The organism is Mycobacteriales bacterium, assembly GCA_040902655.1.
Taxonomy (GTDB): domain Bacteria; phylum Actinomycetota; class Actinomycetes; order Mycobacteriales; family SCTD01; genus SCTD01.
This window is the reverse complement of sequence record JBBDWV010000009.1, coordinates 1-20,946: the sequence shown is the minus strand read 5'-3', so window position 1 is coordinate 20,946 and position 20,946 is coordinate 1. Positions and strand designations below refer to the sequence as shown.

Below are 20,946 nucleotides of genomic sequence, written 5' to 3'. Positions count from 1 at the left end.
GTCACCGCCGCGCCGTGCACCCGGCGTCGGAGCGCGCTGCTCGCTGCCGCACGGCCAGCAGCGCGCCGAGACTCGACGTCAGGAAGGGGATCAGCAGGTTCGCTGCGATCTTCCACGCCACGCGCTCGTCAGCCATCCCCGCGGCGACCAGGTCGCCCTGGTTGACCAGGCTGAGCACGGTGCCGACCACGAGCGCGATCGGCGCGCACGTCCGGAACGTGGCGCCGCACAGCAGCAGCCACGCCGCCTCGCGCGGGCGCGTCCAGGGCCGGAGCCGGGCCACAGCCATGCAAGGGCAGCTAGACGCTGGCCGGGGGGCTGCCCTGGCCGCCCTTGACCTGGGGGCGGTCCGGTGGTTCGGCCGGGACGGCGGTGTCGAAGCCGACGGCGGGCGCGGGTGGGGTGTCTTCCTGGGCGGCCAGGTAGCGCTCGGCGTCCAGCGCGGCGGCGCAGCCGGTGCCGGCGGCGGTGACGGCCTGCCGGTAGGTGGAGTCGACCAGGTCGCCGGCGGCGAACACGCCGGGCAGGTTGGTGGCGGTGGAGTGCAGGGCGTGCAGCACGACGTAGCCCTCGTCGTCCAGGTCGACCTGGCCCTTGACCAGCTCCGAGCGCGGGTCGTGGCCGATCGCGACGAACAGCCCGGTCGCGGCCAGGGTCTTGTCCTGGCCGGTGCGGCGGTTGCGCAGCCGGACCGCCTCGAGCTTGGCGGTGCCGACCGCCTCGAGCACCTCGCTGTCCCACTCGAAGCGGATCTTGTCGTTGCTGAACGCCCGCTCCTGCATGATCTTGCTGGCGCGCAGGCTGTCCCGGCGGTGCACCATCGTCACGCTGCGCGCGAAGCGGGTCAGGAAGGTGGCTTCCTCCACCGCGGAGTCACCACCGCCGACGACCACGATGTCCTGGTCGCGGAAGAAGAACCCGTCGCAGGTCGCGCACCACGACACCCCCCGGCCGGACAGCTCGGACTCCCCGGGCACGTCCAGGTTGCGGTAGGCCGAGCCCATCGCCAGCACCACCGTCCTGGCCAGGTAGGTGGTGTTCCCGACCTTGACCACCTTCGGGTCGGCGGTCAGGTCCAGCTCGGTGACGTCGTCGGTGACCAGCTCGGCCCCGAACCGCTCGGCCTGCTTGCGCAGGTCGTCCATCAGCTCCGGACCCAGCACACCGTCGGGGAAGCCGGGGTAGTTCTCCACGTCGGTGGTGTTCATCAGCGCACCACCGGCGGCGACCGACCCCTCGAAGACCAGCGGCTCCAACGCCGCCCGCGCCAGGTAGATCGCCGCCGTGTACCCCGCCGGACCAGAACCCACCACGATCGCGTTGCGCACCTGCGAGTCGCTCATGCTGCGACCAGCTTGGCGGTGACCTGCGCGAGGCTGGGGTTGGTGAGCGCCGTGCCGTCCGCGAAGACGACCGTCGGCACCGTCTGGTTGCCGCCGTTGACGGTCATCACGTAGTCAGCCGCCGCGGCGTCGCGCTCGATGTCCACCGAGGCGTACTCGATGCCCTGGCGGTCCAGCTGCTTCATGAGCCGGTGGCAGTAGCCGCACCACGGGGTGCTGTAGACGGTGAGGGTCGAGGTCATGCGGGCTCCTTCAGCGGGCGGTCAGCGGTTGTCAGACGGTGACAACGCTGCGGCAGCGGGTCTGTGCCTGCTCCGCAACATGCGTGACCTTTCTGGCTGTCCGGGTGCCGGTGCGCAGGTCACCGCGTGCTCAGCTGGGTGACGGTCGCCTCCAGGTCGCCACGCGAGACGGCGCCGGCCGAGCGACCGACCTCGCTGCCGTCGGGGCCGAACACCACGAGGGTCGGGATGCTCCGGATCTGCAGCAGCTCCGCGGTCCGCGGGCTGGCGTCGACGTCACAGCTGCCGAACCGCACCGGCCCCCGGTGGGCGGCAGCGACGGAGGCGAACACCGGCGCGAAGCCACGGCAGGGGGCGCACCAGCCCGCCCAGAAGTCGACGACGGTGTAGCCGCCTTCGGTGCGCTCGAAGAAGGAGGCGTCGTCGATCACGAGGACATGGCGGCTCGGCTCCGGCGTTCTCGCCGATGCCGGCTCGGGCTCCTGCTCGCGTGTACGGGAGCGGTGTGTGCCCCACATGGTTCTCCTCCAGGTCGGTGTCGCCCAGTCTTGCCCGCGACCTGTGCAGGCCGGTGCCGGAGCGTCACAGAGGTTGCCGACCGCGCTCTGCTCAGGGCAGCGGATCGCGCCCCATCACGTCGTGCAGGCCGTTGGCGTCGAGGATGAGGGTGGAGCCGTAGCTCGTCTCGACCAGGCCCCGCTCGCGGAGCTCGCCGACGACCCTGGTCACCGACTGGCGGCGCGCCCCCAGCAGGTGCGCCATCGTGGTGTGGCTGAGCCGGGCGACCGGCCGGCCGTCCAGGTCCGTCTCCGCCAGGTCGAGCAGCAGGTAGGCGACCTGCGCGATCAGCGGCTTGCTCGTGACGACCACCAGCCGCCGGCGGTCGTCATCGAGGCGCCGCGCGATCGAGGTCATCCACCGCAGCGACAGCGACGCCGAGCTGCTCAGCAGCTGCGTCCAGCGCTGCCGGGACAGCGCCACCATCTCGGTGTCCCGACTGGCGACGGCGTCGAACGGCATCGGGTTGCCGAGGAGCATCGGGATGTCCATGATCACGCCGCCGGTGCGGACGACGGCCATGGTCGCCCGTCCGCCGATCAACCGGGCCATCAGCTCCAGCTCGCCGTCAGCCACGACCTGCACGTGCGTGGCCGGTGAGCCGGCCGCCGCCACCACGGTGCCCGCGTCCGCGTAGCGCACCGTACCGAACGTCCGGAGCTCCGCCAGCTCTCCGCGCTTCAGCAGACCGAGGTTGGCCTGTGCCGAGGACTGGCTGATCCAACGGCCGGTCGCAGGTGATCGGCCGAGGTCGAGCTTCGTCGCCATGCGGCCCATACTGCCAGCGCACGGGGACGGCGGCGGCACCTCAGCCGGCCGGGTGCACCTCGCGCACCAGTCAGTGACCGCGTCACAGCCACCGAGGTGCGTGAGCAGCTGAGGGAGTGGGACTACGGCGACGACGAAGGGCTGACCACAGTGCAGATCCGCGTGAGCTGCAGGGGCGAGCCGCCGACCGCGGGAACACGCTCGTCTTCGGACACGGTCACCTCCTCCAAGCGCTGTCGCTGCGCTGGGTGGGCGTCGCCGCCGCCGACGGGCCGCTGTTCGAGTTCGGCACCGCGAGCATCAGCCGACTCGGCTGGAAGCGGGAGACACCCGTCATCGCGACCTGGAACGACACCACACACCTGCGTGCCTGACGGGCCGTCGACCCGTGAAGCCGCCTCTGCACACCGCGGACGGAGCGGGCTGCCCCGGCGGGACGTGGCCCGGCAGCAGGCAGCAGGCAGGATCGGCTCGATAGGCGCGCGCCAGCTCTGTCTCCTGGGTTGCCGTCGGGGACGGCGACTCGCTGGAGACGGGTTGCCTCAGTCGTGCCGCAACCACACCTGTCGGCACCAGACCCCAAGGAGAACCATGACCCGCGTCCCCGTCCACACCGTCCCGTCGGCCCCCGAGGCCAGTCGCGACACCCTGAAGGCGCTCGAGGCGCAGATGGGCAAGGTGCTCAACATCCACGGCGCGATGGCGCACTCGCCCGTCGTCCTCGACGTCTACGCCTCGCTGCAGCACAGCATCGGAGAGCTGGGCACCTTCGACGGCAAGACCCGTGAGGCCATCGCGCTGACGGTCGCAGCAGTCGACCAGTGCGCGTACTGCTCGGCCGCTCATACGGCAGGCGGCAAGGCCGCCGGCTGGACCGAGCAGGAGACGCTGGACATCCGCCGCGGCACCAGCAGTGACCCGAAGCTGCAGGCGCTGCTGACGGTGGTCCGGGAGCAGATCAGCAACGTCGGCCAGGTCCAGGACGCCAGCTGGCAGGCCGCACTGGACGCCGGCTGGTCCGACACCGAACTCGCCGAGTCGACGGTGCACGTCGCGCTGAACTACTTCACCAACATCTTCAACCATTCGGTGCAGACCGACCTCGATCTGCCGGCCGCCCCCGCGCTCTAGCCGCGCGTACTCAGCAGGCTCGGGCGGCATCAGCTGCCCGGGCCTGCTGACGCGGCAGAGGGAACGACCGCGACGGACCGTCGCCGCTATACGGAGGACCCGACCGAGGAGTCCCGCGCCGCGTGGGTGCGCCGGGGCGTGGACCTGGTGGCCCAGGTCGCGACCACGAGGCCGAGCACGACGCCGAAGATCAGATGCTCAACCAAGAACGTGCCCCACCCGGCCATCGACGGCATGTCGGCGATCGGCTCCCCGCCGCCGAAGATCTCCGCGACGATCGGCAGGCCGACATACGCGTTGCCAAGCATCACGATCATCCCGTACACGGCACCGGCGAGCACCGTCATCATGCGGTTCGGGGACGCGAGCGAGACAAGGGCCCCGAACAGCGCGCCGACTCCGGCGCCGGTCAGCAGGTGCACGAACAAGCCGAAGGTTGCCGCACCTGCTTCGAGGTAGAAGCCGTCGCCACCCATGGCCGCCTCCATCGACGCCATGATCGCGGCAGGCTCGGCGAAGGCGGATCCGATGTGGTACAGCGGCGTGAAGAAGCCGACGTCCTTGTAGGCGAGGCTGACCACCATCGCGTACAGGATCATCAGGACGCTGCCGAGCAGCCCGCCGATCAACCCGATGAGCGTCCAACGTCCGAGCCGGTCTGTTCTCACAGAACTGCTTGTCATCCTGCGCCTCCTCTGGCACTCCGTCGTGTCCTGGAAGACAAGAGAAGCCCAACGACCACGTCTGCGGATTCGCATGGCCACGCAGGTTGCCGAGCGTGAGATGCCACCTTGCGCAGGCACTCCGAGCCCTTTGCAGCGGGGCAAGGCGGTACGGCAGCCCAGGATGCCGACAGCATCGGCATCTGCTGTGGCTGCCGCATGCTCGATGACGTCCTATCGATGGAGGACGGAATGGCCGTCGGGTCGCCCGCCGAGTGGTTCAGCCAGTCCTCGACGTGCGACAACCACGGTCTGCTGACCCGGCATGAGCTGGCAGTGCTGCGCGAGCTCGGCACCGTGCGTGACGTCGACGCCGGGACGGTCGTGGCGGCGGCCGGATCGCCGGCCACGCACGTCCAGTTCGTGACGGACGGGGAGCTGGAGCTGATGGCCCGCCTGCCCACCGGCCGCACCACCGTTGCGGTGGTGCGCACCGGAGGGGTCATCCTCGACATCCCCCTGCTGCTGCGCAGACGCATGCCCTTCGACGCCGTCGCGAGCCGAGACACGGAGATGGTGGCGCTGTCGCGGCAGCAATGGGTCGAGCTGCTGCAGTCGTCGGCGTCCCTGTCGACGCGCTGGATGAGCTCGATCGCCCGACGTCTGGATCAGGACCGTCCCCGGCTCGTCGTCGTGACGTCCCGGCCGCTGATCGCCCAGGTCGCGTACCTGCTGCTGGATCAGGCGGAGGCCGAGGGTGACCAGCACCGCGTCGTCCACCTGAGCCACCTGACCATGGCGCACCTGCTCGGAGCTCGCCGCCAGTCCGTGACCCGGGTCTTGCCCAGCTGCGCGACCGCGGGCTCGTCTCGACCCGTTACGGCGTGACCCTTCTCGAGGACGAGGCTGCACTCCGACAGGCCATGGGACGCCAGCCACTGCCGTGACCGCCGGTGCCGCGACCTGCCGTCAGGCCGACCTCAGCGCGGGCCGGTGGGGGCTTGACTGCGGTACAGCGCGCTCACGTCAGCAGCAGGAGGACCGAGCTTGGCTCGAGCCTCCTCGGCCGTCGGACGCTCGCTCCACGGCATCTTGCCCACGACCAGCTTGGGGACGTTGACGTAGACCCGATCCTCAGCCCGGTGCGTCACCGCGTCCAACGGGATGTAGGTGTCCTTGTCGAGCAGCCCGCGCGGCACCGAGAAGTACCCGGGTGCCTCACCCTGCGGCAGCACGACCTCGTCGACCGTGCCGATCTTGCCGCGGTCGGAGCCGTGCACCTCGTCACCGATGCGCACCGCTTCCCCGTCCGCCGCCGTGCCGATGGCGGCCAGGAAGTCGTCCACCTCGAGGACGGCGTTGCCGATCAGCGGGTAGTTCAGGTGGATCGCGGCCTCGTACGACGGCAGGCTCTCGGAGCCCACGGCATCGGACAGGAACGTCACGTCATAGCCGAGCTCGCTGGCGTGCCGGCCGGTGGACTCGACGCACAGGTTGGCCGTCATGCCCGCCAGCACCAGGTGGGTCGTCCCGAGCCGGTCGAGGTGCTGCTCGAGGTCGGTCTGCAGGACGTCGGTGCCCTTGTGCGGCTCCAGGACCACGTCACCGGGCTGCGGCTGGATGTCCTCGTGGAAATCGGCGCCGAAGCTCCCGGCCAGGAACATCTTCTTTTCGAACATGATCCGGTTGATTCCCGATCGCCGTTGCAGCTCCTGGTCGGCATAATCCTCCTGGGTGTACGCCATCGGCCCGAACAGCACGGGGACACCAGCGGCGCGCGCGCCGTCGGCCAGGCGCGCGAGCGTGGCCACGACGTCGTTCTTCTTCACCGTCGATTTGGTGAGCTCCCATGCCGCCCCCTCCTCGTGCAGGAAGTCGTTCACCGGATCGATGATGAGCAGCGCGGTGCGCGCCGGGTCGAAGTGGACCTCGTAGGGGGACTGCAGGGTATCGCTCAAGGCTCTGTCCTCTCGACGTGCGCGGCTGTGACACCGGCTGTGACTTGGTTCATGAGCGACCGGTGCCTTCCCGTGCCTTCTCGTCGCGGCACCGAGTGGGCAACCCAGGTGGCCGAGTTGACGGTCACCCAGGGTGCCGACCTGGGGACGCCCGGTCAGGCGCCTGCTGCCAGGGCCACCTGCCGTTCAGCTCCACCTCCAGTGCGAAGGACAGGAAGGTGCGGATGAGCACGATGAGCCCGAGCACCCCGATCGAGCGGAACGTCGGATCCACCGCCACAGTGCGCACGATGTCGCCGGCGACCAGCAGCTCGAGGCCGAGCAGGATTCCACGCCCCAGGCAGCGCCGGGTGTCGCCGTAGGCCCGGTCTCGCGTCTGTGGGCGGACGCTGCGGGTGAGGAAGACAAGGGCCGCAAGCACGACGCTGGCGGCGATGGCTGCCACTCCCAGCATCTCGATGGCCAACCCGAGCTTCTCCGCCACGCCGGCGAAACCGTCGCGATGCACCTCAGTCCTGGTCCAGCCGCTCGAGCACGACGGCCGTCACGGCTCCGTAGCCCAGGTGCGGCACGATGTCGACGATCCAGGATGACGCGGGCCACGTCCGTGGGTCGGTGACGCCGAGCAGGGTCATCGGCCCGCTCGTGCCGACCATCGCCCCCAGGGTGGCCACGGCCGTGCTCACGCGAGCACCCGGTCGCCAGCCGGCGGCACGCAGCACGCCGAGCACCGCGCCGATGCCCACTCCAGCCAGCAGGCCGCTCAGGGGACCGAGGCCTGACACCCGGTTCTCACGGCTGTCCTCGTCCCCCGGAATCGGCACGTGCGCCACTTCGGACAGCTTCTCGACGGTGGTCTCGGGCGTGCTGCTCGCGGGTCGGCCGCGGACAGCCATGTCCACGTAGGTCAGGCCGTTGAGGGCGGTCGTCCCAGCGGCGCCGGCCGCCGCTCCCCACAGCGCCAGTCGCAGCGTGCTGTGCATATCGTTCTCCTTCACTCGTCGGTTCGGGCTGCCCCGTCCAGAGCCCGCTCAGCCGCGGCGGCGGGCAGCGATCGCCGCGATGGCGACGCCCGCGACAGCACCTGCCCCGACGGCGGCCCGCGCGGGCTGGTTGCGCCAGCCCCCTCGGAGGGCATCCAGCTCCGGCTGCGGGGTGAAGACGTTGCCGTCGTCGTGCGGCTGCGGGTCGTTGCCGAGGGCGGCGAGCCGCATGGCCTTCGGCGCCAGCACGCCGTAGGTGCGGGGCAGCAGCGCGTGCCCCCAGGAGGCGACGTGGTGCAGCTGCCCGACGGTGACCTCGCGCCGCGGCCGCCGGGCGCAGTGCACGATGGCGCGGGCGACCCGCTCGGGCGCGGCGACCGGCGGCACCGGGCGGATGCTCCGCCCGGTGTAGTTCGCGGCGTGCCGGAAGATCGGCGTGTCGATGGACCCAGGCAGGATCGTGCAGACGTGCAGGTGCCGGTCGCTCTGGAGCTCTTGGCGCAGCACCTCGGAGAAGCCCAGGACACCGAACTTGCTGGTGGCGTAGGCGCTGACGTACGGAGAGGTCATCTTCGCGTACAGCGAGGCGACATTGATGATCACGCCGCGGCCCTGTGCCTTGAGTAACGGCAGGGCGGCGCGTGCGCCGCACATGGTGCCCAACAGATTGGTCTCGATGATCCGCCGCTGGACCTCGAAAGGGACCTCGCCGATCGAACCGTAGGCCATCACCGCGGCGTCGTTGACCCAGACGTCGACGCGTCCCAGTTCCTGGACCGTCCGGTCGGCGAGCGCTTGGACGGCGTCGCCGTCGGTGACGTCAGTGGGCACGACGAATGCGCGCACCCCCCTGGAACGGCACTCCTGGGCTGCCTGCTCCAGAGAGGCGCCGCCGCGCGCGGCCAGCACGACGTCGGCGCCCTTCTCCGCGAAGCGTCGAGCCGCGGCCCGGCCGATGCCGCTGGAGGCACCGGTGACGACGACGGCGGCTCCGGCCAGCTCGACACCCCGCCTCATGGCTTGAGCACGACCTTGATGCAGCCGTCCTGCTTCTTCTTGAAGATCTCGTAGCCGTGCGGCGCCTGCTCCAGCGGCAGCGGGTGCGTGGTGAGGTCCTCGGTCCCCAGCGGGTCGGTGTCGTCCTGCAGAGCCGGGAGGATCTGGTCGATCCAACGCTTCACGTGCGCCTGGCCCATCCGCATCGTGATGCCCTTGTCGAACAGGTCCATCATCGGCATCGGGTCGGCCTGGCCGCCGTACACGCCGATCAGAGAGACGCTGCCGGCTCGTCGCACGCTCTTGAACGCCGTCCGCATCGCCGCCATCCGGTCGACGCCGAAGGTCTCGGCGGCCTTGCGCGCCACCGGCCCGGGGAGTTTGCCGGCCGCGGTCTGCATCGCCGCCTGGATCGGCGTGCCGTGCGCCTCCATACCGACCGCGTCGACCACCCCATCCGCACCGCGCCCGCCAGTCAGGTCGAAGATCGCACCGGGGATGTCATCGACCGTAGCCTCGTCGAGCACCGTGATGCCGTGCCGGCGGGCCATCTCCAGCCGCTCGGGCACGCGGTCGACGCCGATCACCGTCTCGGCGCCCAGGTAGCGGGCGATCCTTGCGGCGAACTGCCCCACTGGGCCGAGCCCGATGACCGCGCAGGTGCTGCCCTGCTCGATGTCGGCGTACTTCACCGACTGCCAGGCTGTGGGCAGGATGTCGGACAGGAACAGCCAGCGCTCGTCCGGGTGCTCTGCCGGGACCTTGATCGGCCCGAAGTGGGCCTGCGGCACCCGCAGGTACTCCGCCTGCCCCCCCGGCACCGCGCCGTAGAGGCTGGTGTAGCCGAACAGCGCCGCGCCTTTGCCCTGTTCGCGCACCTGGGTCGTCTCGCACTGCGCCATGAAGCCGCGGGTGCACATCCAGCAACGCCCGCAGGAGATGTTGAACGGGATCACCACCCGGTCGCCCGGCTTGACGTGCGTGACGTCGGAGCCGACCTCCTCCACGATGCCCATCGGTTCGTGGCCGATGATGTCGCCCGGCGTCAGGTACATACCGAGCACGTCGTACAGGTGCAGGTCCGACCCGCAGATCGCCGTCGACGTCATGCGTACCACCGCATCTGTCGGCTCCTGGATCTGCGGATCCGGAGCCTGTTCGACCGACACCTTTCCGGTGCCCTGCCAGGTCAGTGCCTTCATCTCGACCTCCACGTCCCATCGGGTGGGCCGCCCGGGCGGACGCTGCTGCGCAGGTCGCACGCCGTCGACCGTCTGCGTCCGGCATTACCCCGTTCCACCTGGTGGCGGACGTACTCGGTCACCTGGATGACCAAACAACGCCGCAGGGCCCCGTCAGTGGCTGGCGCGCAGCATGAACAGCCCGACGGTGAAGGCCAGCCCCCCCGCCCAGAGCTGGACCAGCTGGAGCCGGCGTGCGGGCACGAGCAGCAGAGCGAACACGAACGCGACGACCACGGCCTGCGCCGCGACACCTGCGTCGGTGCTGGGCAGGAGCAGTTCGACGAACCACCCGCCCTCGCCCACCCAGCGCTCCAGGTCCGTGGGCTGGGGCAGCTGCTCGGTGGCGGCCGCAGCAGGGCCCCGGCTCACAGCACACCCAGCGCGCTGGCCGTGCTGCGGACCAGGCGGTCGTCCTGTCCCACCACGAGCAGCGCATGCGGCAGGCGTGCGCACAGCACGATCACATCACCGCGCTGGACGATCCACGGGCCGTCCTCGCCCGCGAGCCGCTGCGCTCCGGGCGCCTCGGGGAACGGCTGGTCGGAGAGGTAGAGCACGACGCGGCGGCCGGCCGGGTCGCGGTAGGCGTAGCCGTCGACGTCCAGCCCGGCGTACCTGCCGCCGCCCGCACCGACCGGCTGGAGGTCGAGCTGCGACAGGTCCGGGGCCGCCTGCTGCGGCAGCTGTACGCCCGGCAGCTGCTTGGCGGAGAAGTCCGCGACGGCCTGCCGGAGGGAGGGTGGCTCGCTCGTCCCGCCGCCGAGGGACAGGATCAGAGCGACTGCGGCCACGGCGGCCACGGGCACGGCGAGGGGCGCCAGCCATCGCCTCTGCGACCAAGGGGACGAGGGCATGTCCGAGGTGTCGAGCGACTCGGACTCGACCAGCCCCCGCACGTGGTCGCGCAGTGAGGCAGGTGCTGCCGTCCTCGTCGACTCGACCAGCGTCCGGCCACGCCGCGCCTCGCGCACCTCGCTCCAGCAGTCGGCGCAGCTGAGCAGATGTGCGGAGAACTCCGCACGCTCCTGCACCGACATCGCGGCGCCGAGGAAGCGGGCAGCGTCGCGCTCCGGGTCGTGTCTCCTCACGTGCCGCCCCCTTCCCTGTCTCCGGTCAGTATTCGGGCCAGCACCTTGCGACCCCGGTGCACACGGGCCAGCACGGTTCCGCGCGGCGCACCCACGATCGTCGCCGTCTGCGCGGCGGTGTACCCCGCGAGGTCCATCATCGTGATTGCTTCGCGCTGCGGTGCCGGCAGCCGGGCCAGCGCCTCACGCACCCGCGTCGCCTCGACCGACGCCAGCGCCGAGCGTGCGGTGTCGGCTCGCTCGTCCGCCTGCGCCAGCAGCCAGTCCTCGGCCGCGATCTCGACCGGCCGCGCTGCGCTGCGGCGGTAGGACGACCGGGCGGCATTCAGGCAGATCGTCGCGAACCATGCAGCGGGATCATCGGGGGCGCGTCGTCGCCACCCGCGCAGCGCCAGCAGGCACGTCTCCGACACCAGATCCTCGGCGTCCTGGCGGCTGCTGGTCAGGCCTCGGGCGAGGTTGTGCAGCCGGTCGAGGTGCTCGGTGAACGCCTCGAGAAATTCGCGGTCGTCCATTGCCCACCTCCCTCGTCTGGGGCTGCCACGCCACATCCGGTGAGGACGCGGGAACGTCCCGGTTGATTGCAGGCGCCGCGTTCGACCACAGTCTCCGCCGTCGCAGGGACTGCCCGCACAGCAACGGCAGCCAGGGATGCCGTGCACGCCGGCAGCGCGCAGAACCCAGGGCAGGCTCGGCGCAATCACGACTCGACCCGCCGCGTCCGGAGGGATGAGTCCACACCCGGGAGAGACCATGAGCACGTCGTCTGGCACCGCCACCGCTCGCGGCCGCGGCACGTCCCGCAGCACACCCACGCGGCGTCCACCGGTCGTTGCGGTCGCGGTCGCTTTCGGCCTGGCGCTGGCGGTGGTCACTGCGCTGGTCACCACCAGCGGGGGGCCGGGCAGCGGCACGCTGTCGGTGTCGTACGACCGCGACTCCCAGGTCCTGGACTTCCGTGGCGGGACGTTCGCCGGCGGCACGATCGACTCCGAGGCGCTGAGGGGCACGCCGGTGGTGCTCAACTTCTATGCCTCCTGGTGCACGGTCTGCGATCGGGAGCTGCCTGACTTCCAGCGCGTCGCGGAGCGGCTCGACGGCCGCGTGCAGGTGCTCGGAATCAACCCGCAGAGCAACGACACCGACGCGGCGCAAGCCCGGATGATCGAGCGGGCCGGCATCACCTATCCGACACTGCCCGACCCTCAGGACGAGTTGTTGCGCCAGTTCAACAGCACCGGCGGCCTGCCCATCACGGTCTTCGTCAGCGCAGACGGTGTCGTACGCAAGGTGCACAACGGCCTGCTGACCGAGCAGCTGCTCCTCGACGAGATCGCGGCGTCGCTGGACGTGCAGGTCTAGATGGTCGACGCCGCCGGGGCGCCGCTGACCGTCGCCATCGCCGTCAGTGCGGCGGCGGGCGTCGTGAGCTTCGCCTCGCCGTGCGTGCTGCCGCTCGTGCCCGGCTACCTGGCGTTCGCCTCGGGCCTGTCCGGCGCCCGCAGCTCAGGCGGCCGCGGCCGGGGAACGGTCCTGCTGGCGAGCGTGCTGTTCGTCCTGGGCTTCGCGGTGTTCTTCACGGTGCTCGGCGGGGCATTCGGCGGGCTCGGCCGCGCTGTCGCGGAGCACCGACAGCTCGTGGGGGCGCTCGGCGGGATCCTGGTCATCGCGATGGGGCTTTTCCTGCTCGGCGTGCTGCGTCCGGCGGTCTTGGAGCAGGAGGCCCGGGCCCTGTCGCGGGTGCGCCGCGGGGGCCTGCTCGGGGCGTTCCCCCTGGGTCTGGTCTTCGCCGCCGGCTGGACGCCCTGCATCGGGCCGACGCTGGCCGCGATCCTCACCCTCACCGCCGCGGACGGCGGAGCATCGCCGGCGCGCGGCGCCACCCTCGCGTTCGCCTACGCGCTCGGTCTCGGCATCCCGTTCATCGTCATCGGTGGTCTGCTCGACCGGGGCACCGGTGTCCTGACCCGGCTGCGCCGGCACAGCCTCCGGCTCGAGCGCGCCGGTGGCGCCGTGCTGGTGCTCGTCGGGGTGCTGCTCGTCACCGGCCTGTGGGACCGCGTCCTGCTCGCCCTTCAGCCGACCGTCTCCGGCTTCACCCCCGCCCTGTAGGAGAACGCATGAACGTGCGCCTGCTCGCTTCGGTCGTCGCCGTCGCCGCCGCAGTCACCGCCTGCAGCAGCCCACCGACGGGGCAGCTCGCTGAGGACCGCCCCGGGAGCGGGGAGGTCCGCAGCGACATCGCGGCAATCGCCCTGCTGGCCACCGACGGCGAGCCGCTCATCGACCCGAGCGAGCTCGTCGACGCCGCCAGCTACGACGGCATCCCCTCGATCGACGAGCCGTTCGTGATCGACCGGAAGCGTGCGGACTCGATCCTTGTCGAGACGGAGCAGGTGATGCTCGTCGAGCACGCGGGGCAGGCCCGTGCCTACCCGGTCCGCTCCCTGATCCGGCACGAGATCGCCAACGACGTGGTGGGCGGGCTCCCGGTCGCGGTCACGTGGTGCCCGCTGTGCAACACCGGCATCGCCTTCGACCGGCGCGTCCACGGGCAGGCGGAGGTGTTCGGCGTCAGCGGCGCGCTGTACCGCTCCGCGCTGGTCATGTTCGACCGGCGCACGCAGTCGCTCTGGCCGCAGCCGCTGGGCCAGGCCGTGCTCGGGCCGCTGCTCGGCGCCGAGCTCACCGTGGTCGCCTCGTCGCTGCTGCCGTGGCGTGAGGCTCGCGCTGCGCACCCGGACGTCGAGGTGGTCCTCGCCTCGGAGAACGAACTCGAGCAGACAGTGAACCCGTACGACGGCTACGACGTCTCCGGTAAGCCCTTCCTGTTCCGCGGTGAGGTGGATGAGCGTCTCCCGGCGTTCGTCCGCGTCGCAGGTGTGTCCTTCGACGGCCAGTCGAAGGCATGGTCGTACGACGTGCTGCGCCGTCACCGGGTGGTCAACTTCACGGTGGGGCAGCAGCCGCTGGTGGTCCTGTGGGCGCCCGGTAGTGCGTCGCCGCTGGAGAAGGCGGATGTCCGCGAGGGGCGGGACGTCGGCAGCACGGGGGTGTACGACCCTCGCCTCGACGGGCGCTCCCTCACCTTCCGCCCGGCCGGCCGGGTCGCGTTCACCGATCGGGAGACGGGCAGCCGGTGGACGCTCGCCGGGCTCGCGGTCGACGGTCCCTTGGAGGGTAGGCGGCTGACCCCCCTGCCGCACCAGGACGCCTTCTGGTTCGCCTGGGCCGCCTTTCAGCCGGACACGGAAGTCGTCACCCAGTAGCCCGCGCAATCAACCACGGCCCCGCCGTGTTCGAACAGAAGTGACCGCCACCAGGCGGCCGACTCGACAGGAGAACCATGATGTACGCCAGCAGCGCGACCGGGACCACCAGCGGCACCGCCGACACGGCATGCGCCGACGACGACGTCAGCGCCCGCCGGGCGCGCGGTATCGCGCTCATCGTCGGCGCGCTGCTCATCGTGGCGCTCGTCGAGACCGAGACGATCCCGTTCTACTGGTTCCCGGCCCTCACGGGCTTGACCTATCTGGCGGCTGCCGCCGCAGGACGCAGCCGCGGGACGCTGTGGGGGCCGGGGTTCGTCGTCACCAGCGTCGGCCTGGCCGCCGCGCTCTGGCTGCGTGACGGCCGGATGCCCGACAGCTTCCAGTTCCTCGCCCTCGCGGTGATGGCGCTCGGTCTCGGTGGCGTCCTGGCCGCCCTTCTCACGCAGATCCGCGGCTTCTCGATCAGCGCCATGAGCGTGGCGATGCCGGTGCTGCTGTTCGGCGTCTTCGCGCTCCTCGAGCAGCAGAGGGTCAGCCCGTTCGCCGGCCAGACGTGGGTCTACGCCGCGCTGCTCGCCCTGTGGGGGGCCTACGAACTCCGCCCCGCCCGCAACGGCTGAGGGGCTCGCTCACGACGTGCCTGACATCCGATGAGGATCGACATCTGGTCCGACGTCGTGTGCCCCTGGTGCGCGGTCGGCAAGGCCCATCTCGAGAAGGCGCTGAGCGGCTTCGAGCACGCGGACGAGGTCGAGATCGTCTGGCGCAGCTTCGAGCTGGACCCGGGCGCTCCGCCGGCGCGCGAGGGCGCCTACGACGTGCTGCTGGCAGCGAGGTACGGCACGAGCGCCGCCGGTGGCAAGTCGATGGTCGGGCGGCTGAGCGCGGCCGCGGAGCAGGCGGGGATCCAGGCCCGGTTCGACCTGGCGCGGTCGGCGAACACCTTCGACGCCCACCGCTTGCTGCACCTGGCCAAGGAACAAGCGCTGCAGGACGACCTGAACCGTCGGCTGATGGGCGCCTTCCTGGCCGAGGGAGCCCTGCTCAGCGACCATGCGACGCTGCACCGGCTCGCTGCGGAGGCGGGGCTCGACGAAGTCGCCGTGCTGCGCATGCTGTCCACCGACGCCTACGCCGAGCAGGTCCGTGCGGACGAGGCCGAGGCGGGACGCCGGGAGGTCACGTCGGTCCCCACGTTCCTTCTCGACGGCCGCTTCGTCATCCCCGGAGCGCAGAGCTCCCAGAACATGCTGACCACCCTCCGGCGAGCCTGGCTGCAGCGTGCCGACCGGTCCCTCTGAGCGCGTCACCGCAGGCCGCGGAAATGATCAGCTGACTTCCGTCAGCTTTCCTGTGGCCACATCGAAGACGAAACCGCGGATGGACTGCTTGTGGAGGAGGAACGGGCTCGCCTGCAGGCGCGCTTTCGACTGCCGCACGTCCTCCTCGAGGTCGGGGAAGGCTTCGGGTGCCCAGTCCGGCTTGATGCCGACCTCTTGCTGGAGCTGGCGCCGGAACTCGTCGTCAGTGAAGGTCAGCATCCCGCAGTCGGTGTGATGGATGAGGACGATCTCGGTGGTGCCCAGCAGCCGCTGACTGATCGTCAGCGAGCGGATCTCGTCGGCGGTCACGACTCCGCCGGCGTTGCGGATGACGTGGGCGTCACCCTCGGCCAGCCCCAGTAGGCCGTACGGATTGAGCCGGGCGTCCATGCAGGCCAGGACCGCCACGTGCTTGGCGGGCGGCAGCGGCAGCGGCCCGTTGAAGGACTTCGCGTACTCGGCGTTGTTGGCGAGCAACTCGTCGGTGATCGACATGGGTACCTCGTGCTCCTGGGGTGGTCGGGACGTGTGTCGGGGCGACGTCGTGAATGTTCCTCCCTATCAGTTCCTGCCTGAGCTACGGCTCCGACAGTCACCGAGATGGCCAAGATGGCACGGCTCGTCGGAAGACGGGCCGATCGTGGACATCCGCCCGCGCACGCGAAACGGCCTGTGGCGGTTTGGGTGGGCCCGGACAGGTTCAGGCTGGTGAGATGACAGATCGTCCGAGCGTGGTGGTGTTCGACGTCAACGAGACGCTCTCCGACATGCGCCCGATGGCCGACCGGTTTACGGACCTCGGGCTCCCTCCGCAGCTCGCCGCCGTCTGGTTCGCCAGCGTCCTGCGGGACGGCTTCGCCCTGGCCGCCGCGGGCAGTCGGGCTCCTTTCGCGGCCATCGCCGACGGCGCGCTGCGCACCGTGTTCGCCGGCCAGCCGCCCGACAGGGACACCGACGCCGCAGTCGAGCACGTGATGCAGGGGTTCACCGCTCTGCAGGTGCACCCCGACGTCCCCCCCGGCGTCCGGGCGCTGACGGACGCCGGCCTGCGGCTGGTCACCTTGAGCAACGGATCGGCCGCCGTCGCGGACACCTTGCTGAGCACTGCCGGCCTGCGGGAGTCCTTCGAGCGGCTGCTCACGGTGGAGGACGCCGTCGCCTGGAAGCCGGTGCGCGCGGCGTACGAGCACGCCGCTCAGCAGTGCCAGGTCGAGCTCGGCGACATGCTCCTCGTCGCGGTCCACCCGTGGGACATCGACGGGGCCGCCCGCGCCGGGTTGCAGACGGCCTGGGCCGACCGCAGCGGCACGCCGTACCCACCGCACTTCACCCCGCCGACGCGCACCGTCTCCGGGATCGACGACCTGGCCCGGCAGCTCGCCGACGGCTCGACCGCCTGACGCCGGTCGGCGGCATCAGGGCGCCCGGAGGGAGTACACGATGGTTCAGGCAGTGTGGAACGGCGAGGTCATCGCCGACAGCGGTGACACCATCGTCGTCGAGGGCAACCACTACTTCCCCCGCGCGTCCGTGCGTGAGGACGTGCTGCGCGACAGCAGCACGCAGAGTCGCTGCCCGTGGAAGGGCGTCGCCAGTTACTTCAGCCTGGAGGTCGGTGGCCACACCAATGCCGACGCTGCCTGGCACTACCCGGAGCCGAGCGAGGCGGCCGAGAACATCGCCGGTCATGTCGCGTTCTGGAAGGGTGTCGAGGTCAGTTAGCAGCACCATCCTGATCCGCCAGGATGCTCTCTCGGGATGCTGTCGCCGCCTCGGGTGGGCCTCCAGCAGGATTCAGAGTTCGAGCCGCTCGAGGCCCTGCAGCCAGCCCTCGTTGTACGTCGGGAACTGGGCGACCTGATCGAGCAGGCGCTCGATGGGGATCTGCTCGCGGACGGCGAGGGCCGCGGTGTGGATCCACTCGCTGGCCTGCGGCCCGACGGCCCAGGCGCCGACGAGGGTGCGCCGGTCGGTGTCGGCGAGCACGCCGAGGTGTCCGCGCGGGTTGTTCTCATAGGTCCACGGTCGCGCGATCGCCTTCGCGAGATCCACCTCTGCGCTGGCCGTGCTGAGGCCCTGCTGCTGCGCCTGCTCGCTGGTCAGGCCGACGGCCGCGACCTCCGGGTCGGAGAAGACCACCCGCGGAACGCCTCCGTAGCGGGCGGTGCGGTCCCTGCCGGTGATGTTGTCGACGATCACTCGCGCCATGTACATCGCGACATGGGTGAACGGCATGACGCCGGTGACGTCACCGAGCGCCCACACACCCTCGCCCGCCCGGCAGTGGTCGTCCACGACCACCTCGCCGCGTTTCCCGAGCTCGATGCCGACCGACTCCAGCCCGAGGTCACCGGCCCGGGGGGTCCGGCCGGTCCCGACGATGATGACGTCGCAGCGCACCTCGTCCCCGCTGTCGAGTTCCACCACGGTGTCGGCGCCGTCCTTGTGGGCGCGCACGGCGCTGGTGCCGGTGCGGACGTCGATGCCTTCCTCGCGCAGGTACTGCTCGGTCAGCTCGCCGGGCCGGGGGTCCTCGCGTGACAGCAGCCGGCCGGAGCGCTCCAGGATGGTGACCTGCGCGCCGTAGCGGGCGAGGAACAGCCCGAGCTCCACACCGACCGCGCTTCCGCCGATCAGCACCGCGCGCCGGGGAATCTCCTCGAGCGTCGTCGCCTCGCGGTTGGTCCAGACCGGGACGCTGTCCAGACCGTCGATCGGCGGGACGAACGCCTCGGAGCCCGTCGCGACGATGATGTGGTCGGCTGTCAGCGTTCGCCCGTCGACGTCCACCTGTCCCTGGCCGGTCACCCGGGCGGCGCCCTTCACCACGGTCGCGCCGGACTTCTCGTACCCCTTGACCTGATTGCTGTCGTCGAGGTCGCGGATCATGTAGTCGCGGTAGTCGCGGGTGGACGGCCAGTCGAGGGTCGCGCCGCCGACGCCCTCGGCGCGAGCGACCCCGGTCCTGGCCTCCGGAGGTCGCAGCAGCGTCTTGCTCGGGATGCAGGCCCAGTAGCCGCACTCGCCGCCGATGAGTTCACGCTCGACGATCGCGATCTGCTTGCCTGCCCGCAGGAGCTTGCTCGCAGCGACCTCACCACCTGGTCCCATGCCGATCACGATCGCGTCGAAGGGCTCGCTCATGCAGATCTCCTGTCGCCGTCAAGGGTGGGGCGGCGAGCTCGTGACCGCTGACGCGGTGGGTTCGAGGCAGCGCCTGAGTATCCGGGTTTCCGGATGTTCCGCGCCTACCCGGGCGGCTGGGGGACAAACGGTGACGCCCGGCCACCCGTGTCGGTGGGCTTGCACCACAGCCGCCTGATCCGCCGGCCGGGAGCGGTAGGGCCGCCTCCGACAGGGGCAGGAGCCTCCCGATGACCTACTTGTCGCTTCCGGTCGGACCGCGCGACCACGTGCGGGGCGCCGCGGAGGCCGCCGTGACCCTGGTGGAGTACGCCGACGTCGAGTGTCCGTACTGCCGCCGGTTGGAGCCGGTGCTGCGGGAGGTGCTGGCGCAGCGGCCTGCGGTGCGACTGGTGTATCGGCACTTTCCGCTGGTGCAGGAGCACCCGCACGCCTACTCCGCCGCCTTGGCGCTGGAGGCTGCCGGGCAGCACGGACGGTTCTGGGAGCTGCACGACCGGTTGCTGTCCGAGCCGGCCCGCCTCGGCCGCCGCGTCCTGGCCCACCACGCGTCGGAACTGGGCCTGGATCCTGCCGAACTGCTGCGCCCGGCCAGCGAGGAGCACGACGCCAAGGTCCGGGAGGACTTCCGGAGTGGGGTCGACAGCGGTGTGCAGGGGACGCCGGGCCTGTTCGTCGACGAGCTCCGCCTGCTCCGTACGCCGACGCTTCCTCAGTTGCTCGGCGCGGTGGACCGTGCGGCGGCGCCGTGACGACTGCCGCTGACAACGCTGCCGGTCTCCGGCCGCAGCCGCAGGGCGTGACCGCCGCCGCCCGCCGCTACCTGCACACCGAGGCCGGCGGAGCCGTGCTGCTGCTGGTCGCGACCGTGGTCGCCCTGGCCTGGGCGAACAGCCCGTGGTCCGGCAGCTACGAGCACTTCTGGGAGACGCCACTGTCCCTGCAGCTCGGCGACTCCGCGCTGACCGAGTCGCTGCGGCACTGGGTGAACGACCTGCTCATGGCGCTGTTCTTCCTGCTCGTCGGGCTGGAGATCGCGCGCGAGATGTCCATCGGCGAGTACCGGGACCGGCGCGCCGTCACGGCGCCCGCTCTGGCTGCTCTGGGCGGGCTGGTCCTGCCGGCAGCGCTGTTCCTCGCGGTGGTCGGCACGAGCGGCGACGCCGCCCGCGGCTGGGGGATCGCCATCTCCACCGACACCGCCTTCGCGCTCGGTGTGCTGGCGCTGGTCGGCCCGCGCTGCCCCAACCGGCTGCGGATCTTCCTGCTGGCGCTGGCGATCGTCGACGACATCGCCGCCATCGGTGTGATCGCCGTCTTCTACACCGACGACCTCGAGGTGCTGCCGCTGACGCTCGCCGGGGGGCTCCTCGTCGCCGTCGCCGCAGCACGCCGTTTCGGCCTGCAGAACCCGGCGCCGTACGTGGTCTTGGCCATCGCGTTGTGGCTGGCCACCTATGCGTCGGGCGTGCACCCCACCGTGGCGGGGGTCGCGCTCGGCCTGCTCTTTGCCGCCTACCCACCCCGCGAGGACGCGCTCGCGCAGACCCAGGCGCTCGGCCGGCGGTTCCTCACCGCGCCGTCTCCGCAGCGCGCCCGCGAGGTGGTGCGCACCCTGACCGGATCGCTGTCGGCCAACGAGCGGCTGACGCTGCGACTGCACCCGGTCGTGAGCTTCGCCGTCGTGCCGCTGTTCGCGTTGGCCAACGCCGGCGTCGCCCTGGACACCGAAGCTCTGCGGGACGCCGTGAGTGGCCGGCTGGCCTGGGCCATCGTGCTCGGCCTGGTGGTCGGCAAGCTGCTCGGTGTGGTGGCAGGGACCTGGCTGGCCCTGCGGCTGCCGGCCACGACCTTCGTCGGCGGGGTCCGGTGGGGTCAACTGAGTGGCGTCGGCGCGGTGGCAGGGATCGGCTTCACCATCGCGCTGTTCGTCACCGACCTGGCCTTCGAGGACCCGGCCCTGCAGCAGCAGGCGAAGATCGGCATTCTGGCCGGCTCCGCCCTGGCCGCCCTGCTCGCCCTCGGGATCTTCCGGTTCCTGTCCGCCCGCGGCGGCCTGTGCCTGCCTCAGGACGCGACGCTGTCGCTCCCTCCACCACAGGACATCGCCGATCCCGAGTAGCGCAGGCGGCGGGACTGGCAGGCGCCGGCCACGGCAGGCGGACGCGGCGCGCAGCGACCTAGTGCCGCTGCCGGCAACCTTCGCCTCGCGGGCGACACGCCGATGAAGAT

Annotated in this window: 28 protein-coding genes; 12 read left to right on the top strand and 16 right to left on the bottom strand. The window is 71.1% G+C overall.

Going from position 1 to position 20,946, the window contains the following annotated elements; translation table 11 throughout:
• Position 1: 1 nt before the first annotated feature.
• The 5 genes from WD794_02450 to WD794_02430 form a co-directional block, all read right to left on the bottom strand.
• Positions 2–289 (bottom strand): hypothetical protein, encoded by a 288-nt coding sequence (locus tag WD794_02450; GenBank protein MEX2289173.1) that lies wholly within the window; start codon positions 287–289, stop codon positions 2–4.
• Between the two features lie 10 nt (positions 290–299).
• The gene (gene trxB / locus WD794_02445) at positions 300–1,343 is read right to left on the bottom strand and encodes a thioredoxin-disulfide reductase (protein MEX2289172.1); all 1,044 of its coding nucleotides are present in this window, start codon (positions 1,341–1,343) and stop codon (positions 300–302) included.
• Positions 1,340–1,585 (bottom strand): mycoredoxin, encoded by a 246-nt coding sequence (locus tag WD794_02440; protein MEX2289171.1) that lies wholly within the window; start codon positions 1,583–1,585, stop codon positions 1,340–1,342. The genes trxB and WD794_02440 overlap by 4 nt, the downstream gene beginning before the upstream one ends.
• Positions 1,586–1,704: 119 nt before the next feature.
• On the bottom strand, positions 1,705–2,103 hold the full coding sequence (locus tag WD794_02435) for a thioredoxin domain-containing protein (GenBank protein MEX2289170.1): 399 nt from the start codon (positions 2,101–2,103) through the stop codon (positions 1,705–1,707).
• Between the two features lie 91 nt (positions 2,104–2,194).
• Positions 2,195–2,911 (bottom strand): Crp/Fnr family transcriptional regulator, encoded by a 717-nt coding sequence (locus tag WD794_02430; GenBank protein ID MEX2289169.1) that lies wholly within the window; start codon positions 2,909–2,911, stop codon positions 2,195–2,197.
• A 116-nt stretch (positions 2,912–3,027) separates the two neighbouring features.
• Between WD794_02430 and WD794_02425 the strand changes: the two genes are divergently transcribed.
• A complete protein-coding gene (locus WD794_02425) occupies positions 3,028–3,285 on the top strand; it encodes a histidine phosphatase family protein (GenBank protein ID MEX2289168.1) in 258 nt (85 codons plus the stop codon).
• Between the two features lie 217 nt (positions 3,286–3,502).
• Positions 3,503–4,042, top strand: a complete 540-nt coding sequence (locus WD794_02420) for a carboxymuconolactone decarboxylase family protein (GenBank protein MEX2289167.1) — start codon at positions 3,503–3,505, stop codon at positions 4,040–4,042.
• Positions 4,043–4,128: 86 nt separating this feature from the next.
• Here WD794_02420 and WD794_02415 read toward each other — a convergent pair whose 3' ends face one another.
• Positions 4,129–4,710 carry a hypothetical protein gene (locus tag WD794_02415; GenBank protein MEX2289166.1) on the bottom strand — a complete coding sequence of 194 codons (582 nt, stop codon included), beginning with the start codon at positions 4,708–4,710 and terminating at the stop codon, positions 4,129–4,131.
• A 246-nt stretch (positions 4,711–4,956) separates the two neighbouring features.
• On the opposite strand from WD794_02415, the gene WD794_02410 reads away from it, so the two are divergent.
• Complete coding sequence (locus WD794_02410; protein MEX2289165.1) at positions 4,957–5,592, top strand: Crp/Fnr family transcriptional regulator; 636 nt, start codon at positions 4,957–4,959, stop codon at positions 5,590–5,592.
• Positions 5,593–5,684: 92 nt separating this feature from the next.
• Here WD794_02410 and WD794_02405 read toward each other — a convergent pair whose 3' ends face one another.
• The 8 genes from WD794_02405 to WD794_02370 form a co-directional block, all read right to left on the bottom strand.
• Positions 5,685–6,662, bottom strand: a complete 978-nt coding sequence (locus WD794_02405) for an isochorismatase family protein (GenBank protein ID MEX2289164.1) — start codon at positions 6,660–6,662, stop codon at positions 5,685–5,687.
• Between the two features lie 124 nt (positions 6,663–6,786).
• Complete coding sequence (locus WD794_02400) at positions 6,787–7,170, bottom strand: DUF1622 domain-containing protein (protein MEX2289163.1); 384 nt, start codon at positions 7,168–7,170, stop codon at positions 6,787–6,789.
• Between the two features lies 1 nt (position 7,171).
• Positions 7,172–7,645 (bottom strand): hypothetical protein, encoded by a 474-nt coding sequence (locus WD794_02395; GenBank protein MEX2289162.1) that lies wholly within the window; start codon positions 7,643–7,645, stop codon positions 7,172–7,174.
• A 48-nt stretch (positions 7,646–7,693) separates the two neighbouring features.
• Positions 7,694–8,662, bottom strand: a complete 969-nt coding sequence (locus WD794_02390; GenBank protein MEX2289161.1) for an SDR family oxidoreductase — start codon at positions 8,660–8,662, stop codon at positions 7,694–7,696.
• Positions 8,659–9,843, bottom strand: coding sequence for a zinc-dependent alcohol dehydrogenase (locus WD794_02385; GenBank protein ID MEX2289160.1), 1,185 nt, complete (start codon positions 9,841–9,843; stop codon positions 8,659–8,661). The genes WD794_02390 and WD794_02385 overlap by 4 nt, the downstream gene beginning before the upstream one ends.
• 153 nt (positions 9,844–9,996) lie before the next feature.
• Positions 9,997–10,254, bottom strand: a complete 258-nt coding sequence (locus WD794_02380) for a hypothetical protein (GenBank protein MEX2289159.1) — start codon at positions 10,252–10,254, stop codon at positions 9,997–9,999.
• Entirely contained in the window at positions 10,251–10,973 is a 723-nt protein-coding gene (locus WD794_02375; GenBank protein ID MEX2289158.1) for a hypothetical protein, read from the bottom strand. Before WD794_02375 ends, WD794_02380 begins: the two co-directional genes overlap by 4 nt.
• Positions 10,970–11,488 carry an RNA polymerase sigma factor gene (locus tag WD794_02370; GenBank protein MEX2289157.1) on the bottom strand — a complete coding sequence of 173 codons (519 nt, stop codon included), beginning with the start codon at positions 11,486–11,488 and terminating at the stop codon, positions 10,970–10,972. The genes WD794_02375 and WD794_02370 overlap by 4 nt, the downstream gene beginning before the upstream one ends.
• Positions 11,489–11,726: 238 nt before the next feature.
• Between WD794_02370 and WD794_02365 the strand changes: the two genes are divergently transcribed.
• The 5 genes from WD794_02365 (at position 11,727) to WD794_02345 (ending at position 15,549) form a co-directional block, all read left to right on the top strand.
• Positions 11,727–12,335, top strand: a complete 609-nt coding sequence (locus WD794_02365; protein MEX2289156.1) for a TlpA disulfide reductase family protein — start codon at positions 11,727–11,729, stop codon at positions 12,333–12,335.
• Positions 12,336–13,085: a cytochrome c biogenesis protein CcdA gene (locus WD794_02360; protein MEX2289155.1), complete on the top strand. Its 750-nt coding sequence runs from the start codon at positions 12,336–12,338 to the stop codon at positions 13,083–13,085. It abuts the gene before it with no gap.
• A gap of 8 nt (positions 13,086–13,093) precedes the next feature.
• On the top strand, positions 13,094–14,242 hold the full coding sequence (locus WD794_02355) for a DUF3179 domain-containing protein (GenBank protein MEX2289154.1): 1,149 nt from the start codon (positions 13,094–13,096) through the stop codon (positions 14,240–14,242).
• Between the two features lie 80 nt (positions 14,243–14,322).
• Positions 14,323–14,868, top strand: a complete 546-nt coding sequence (locus tag WD794_02350) for a hypothetical protein (protein ID MEX2289153.1) — start codon at positions 14,323–14,325, stop codon at positions 14,866–14,868.
• 30 nt (positions 14,869–14,898) lie between these two features.
• Positions 14,899–15,549, top strand: coding sequence for a DsbA family oxidoreductase (locus tag WD794_02345; GenBank protein ID MEX2289152.1), 651 nt, complete (start codon positions 14,899–14,901; stop codon positions 15,547–15,549).
• Positions 15,550–15,576: 27 nt separating this feature from the next.
• Here WD794_02345 and WD794_02340 read toward each other — a convergent pair whose 3' ends face one another.
• Positions 15,577–16,065 carry a carbonic anhydrase gene (locus WD794_02340; GenBank protein ID MEX2289151.1) on the bottom strand — a complete coding sequence of 163 codons (489 nt, stop codon included), beginning with the start codon at positions 16,063–16,065 and terminating at the stop codon, positions 15,577–15,579.
• Between the two features lie 218 nt (positions 16,066–16,283).
• On the opposite strand from WD794_02340, the gene WD794_02335 reads away from it, so the two are divergent.
• Complete coding sequence (locus WD794_02335) at positions 16,284–16,970, top strand: haloacid dehalogenase type II (protein MEX2289150.1); 687 nt, start codon at positions 16,284–16,286, stop codon at positions 16,968–16,970.
• A 40-nt stretch (positions 16,971–17,010) separates the two neighbouring features.
• Positions 17,011–17,292 (top strand): DUF427 domain-containing protein, encoded by a 282-nt coding sequence (locus WD794_02330; protein MEX2289149.1) that lies wholly within the window; start codon positions 17,011–17,013, stop codon positions 17,290–17,292.
• A gap of 72 nt (positions 17,293–17,364) precedes the next feature.
• Here the strand turns inward: WD794_02330 and WD794_02325 are convergent, their stop codons facing one another.
• Positions 17,365–18,714 (bottom strand): NAD(P)/FAD-dependent oxidoreductase, encoded by a 1,350-nt coding sequence (locus WD794_02325; protein MEX2289148.1) that lies wholly within the window; start codon positions 18,712–18,714, stop codon positions 17,365–17,367.
• A gap of 230 nt (positions 18,715–18,944) precedes the next feature.
• Between WD794_02325 and WD794_02320 the strand changes: the two genes are divergently transcribed.
• Both WD794_02320 and nhaA read left to right on the top strand, forming a co-directional pair.
• Positions 18,945–19,466, top strand: coding sequence for a thioredoxin domain-containing protein (locus WD794_02320; protein ID MEX2289147.1), 522 nt, complete (start codon positions 18,945–18,947; stop codon positions 19,464–19,466).
• Positions 19,463–20,836 (top strand): Na+/H+ antiporter NhaA, encoded by a 1,374-nt coding sequence (gene nhaA / locus WD794_02315; GenBank protein ID MEX2289146.1) that lies wholly within the window; start codon positions 19,463–19,465, stop codon positions 20,834–20,836. The genes WD794_02320 and nhaA overlap by 4 nt, the downstream gene beginning before the upstream one ends.
• Positions 20,837–20,946 lie beyond the last annotated feature (110 nt).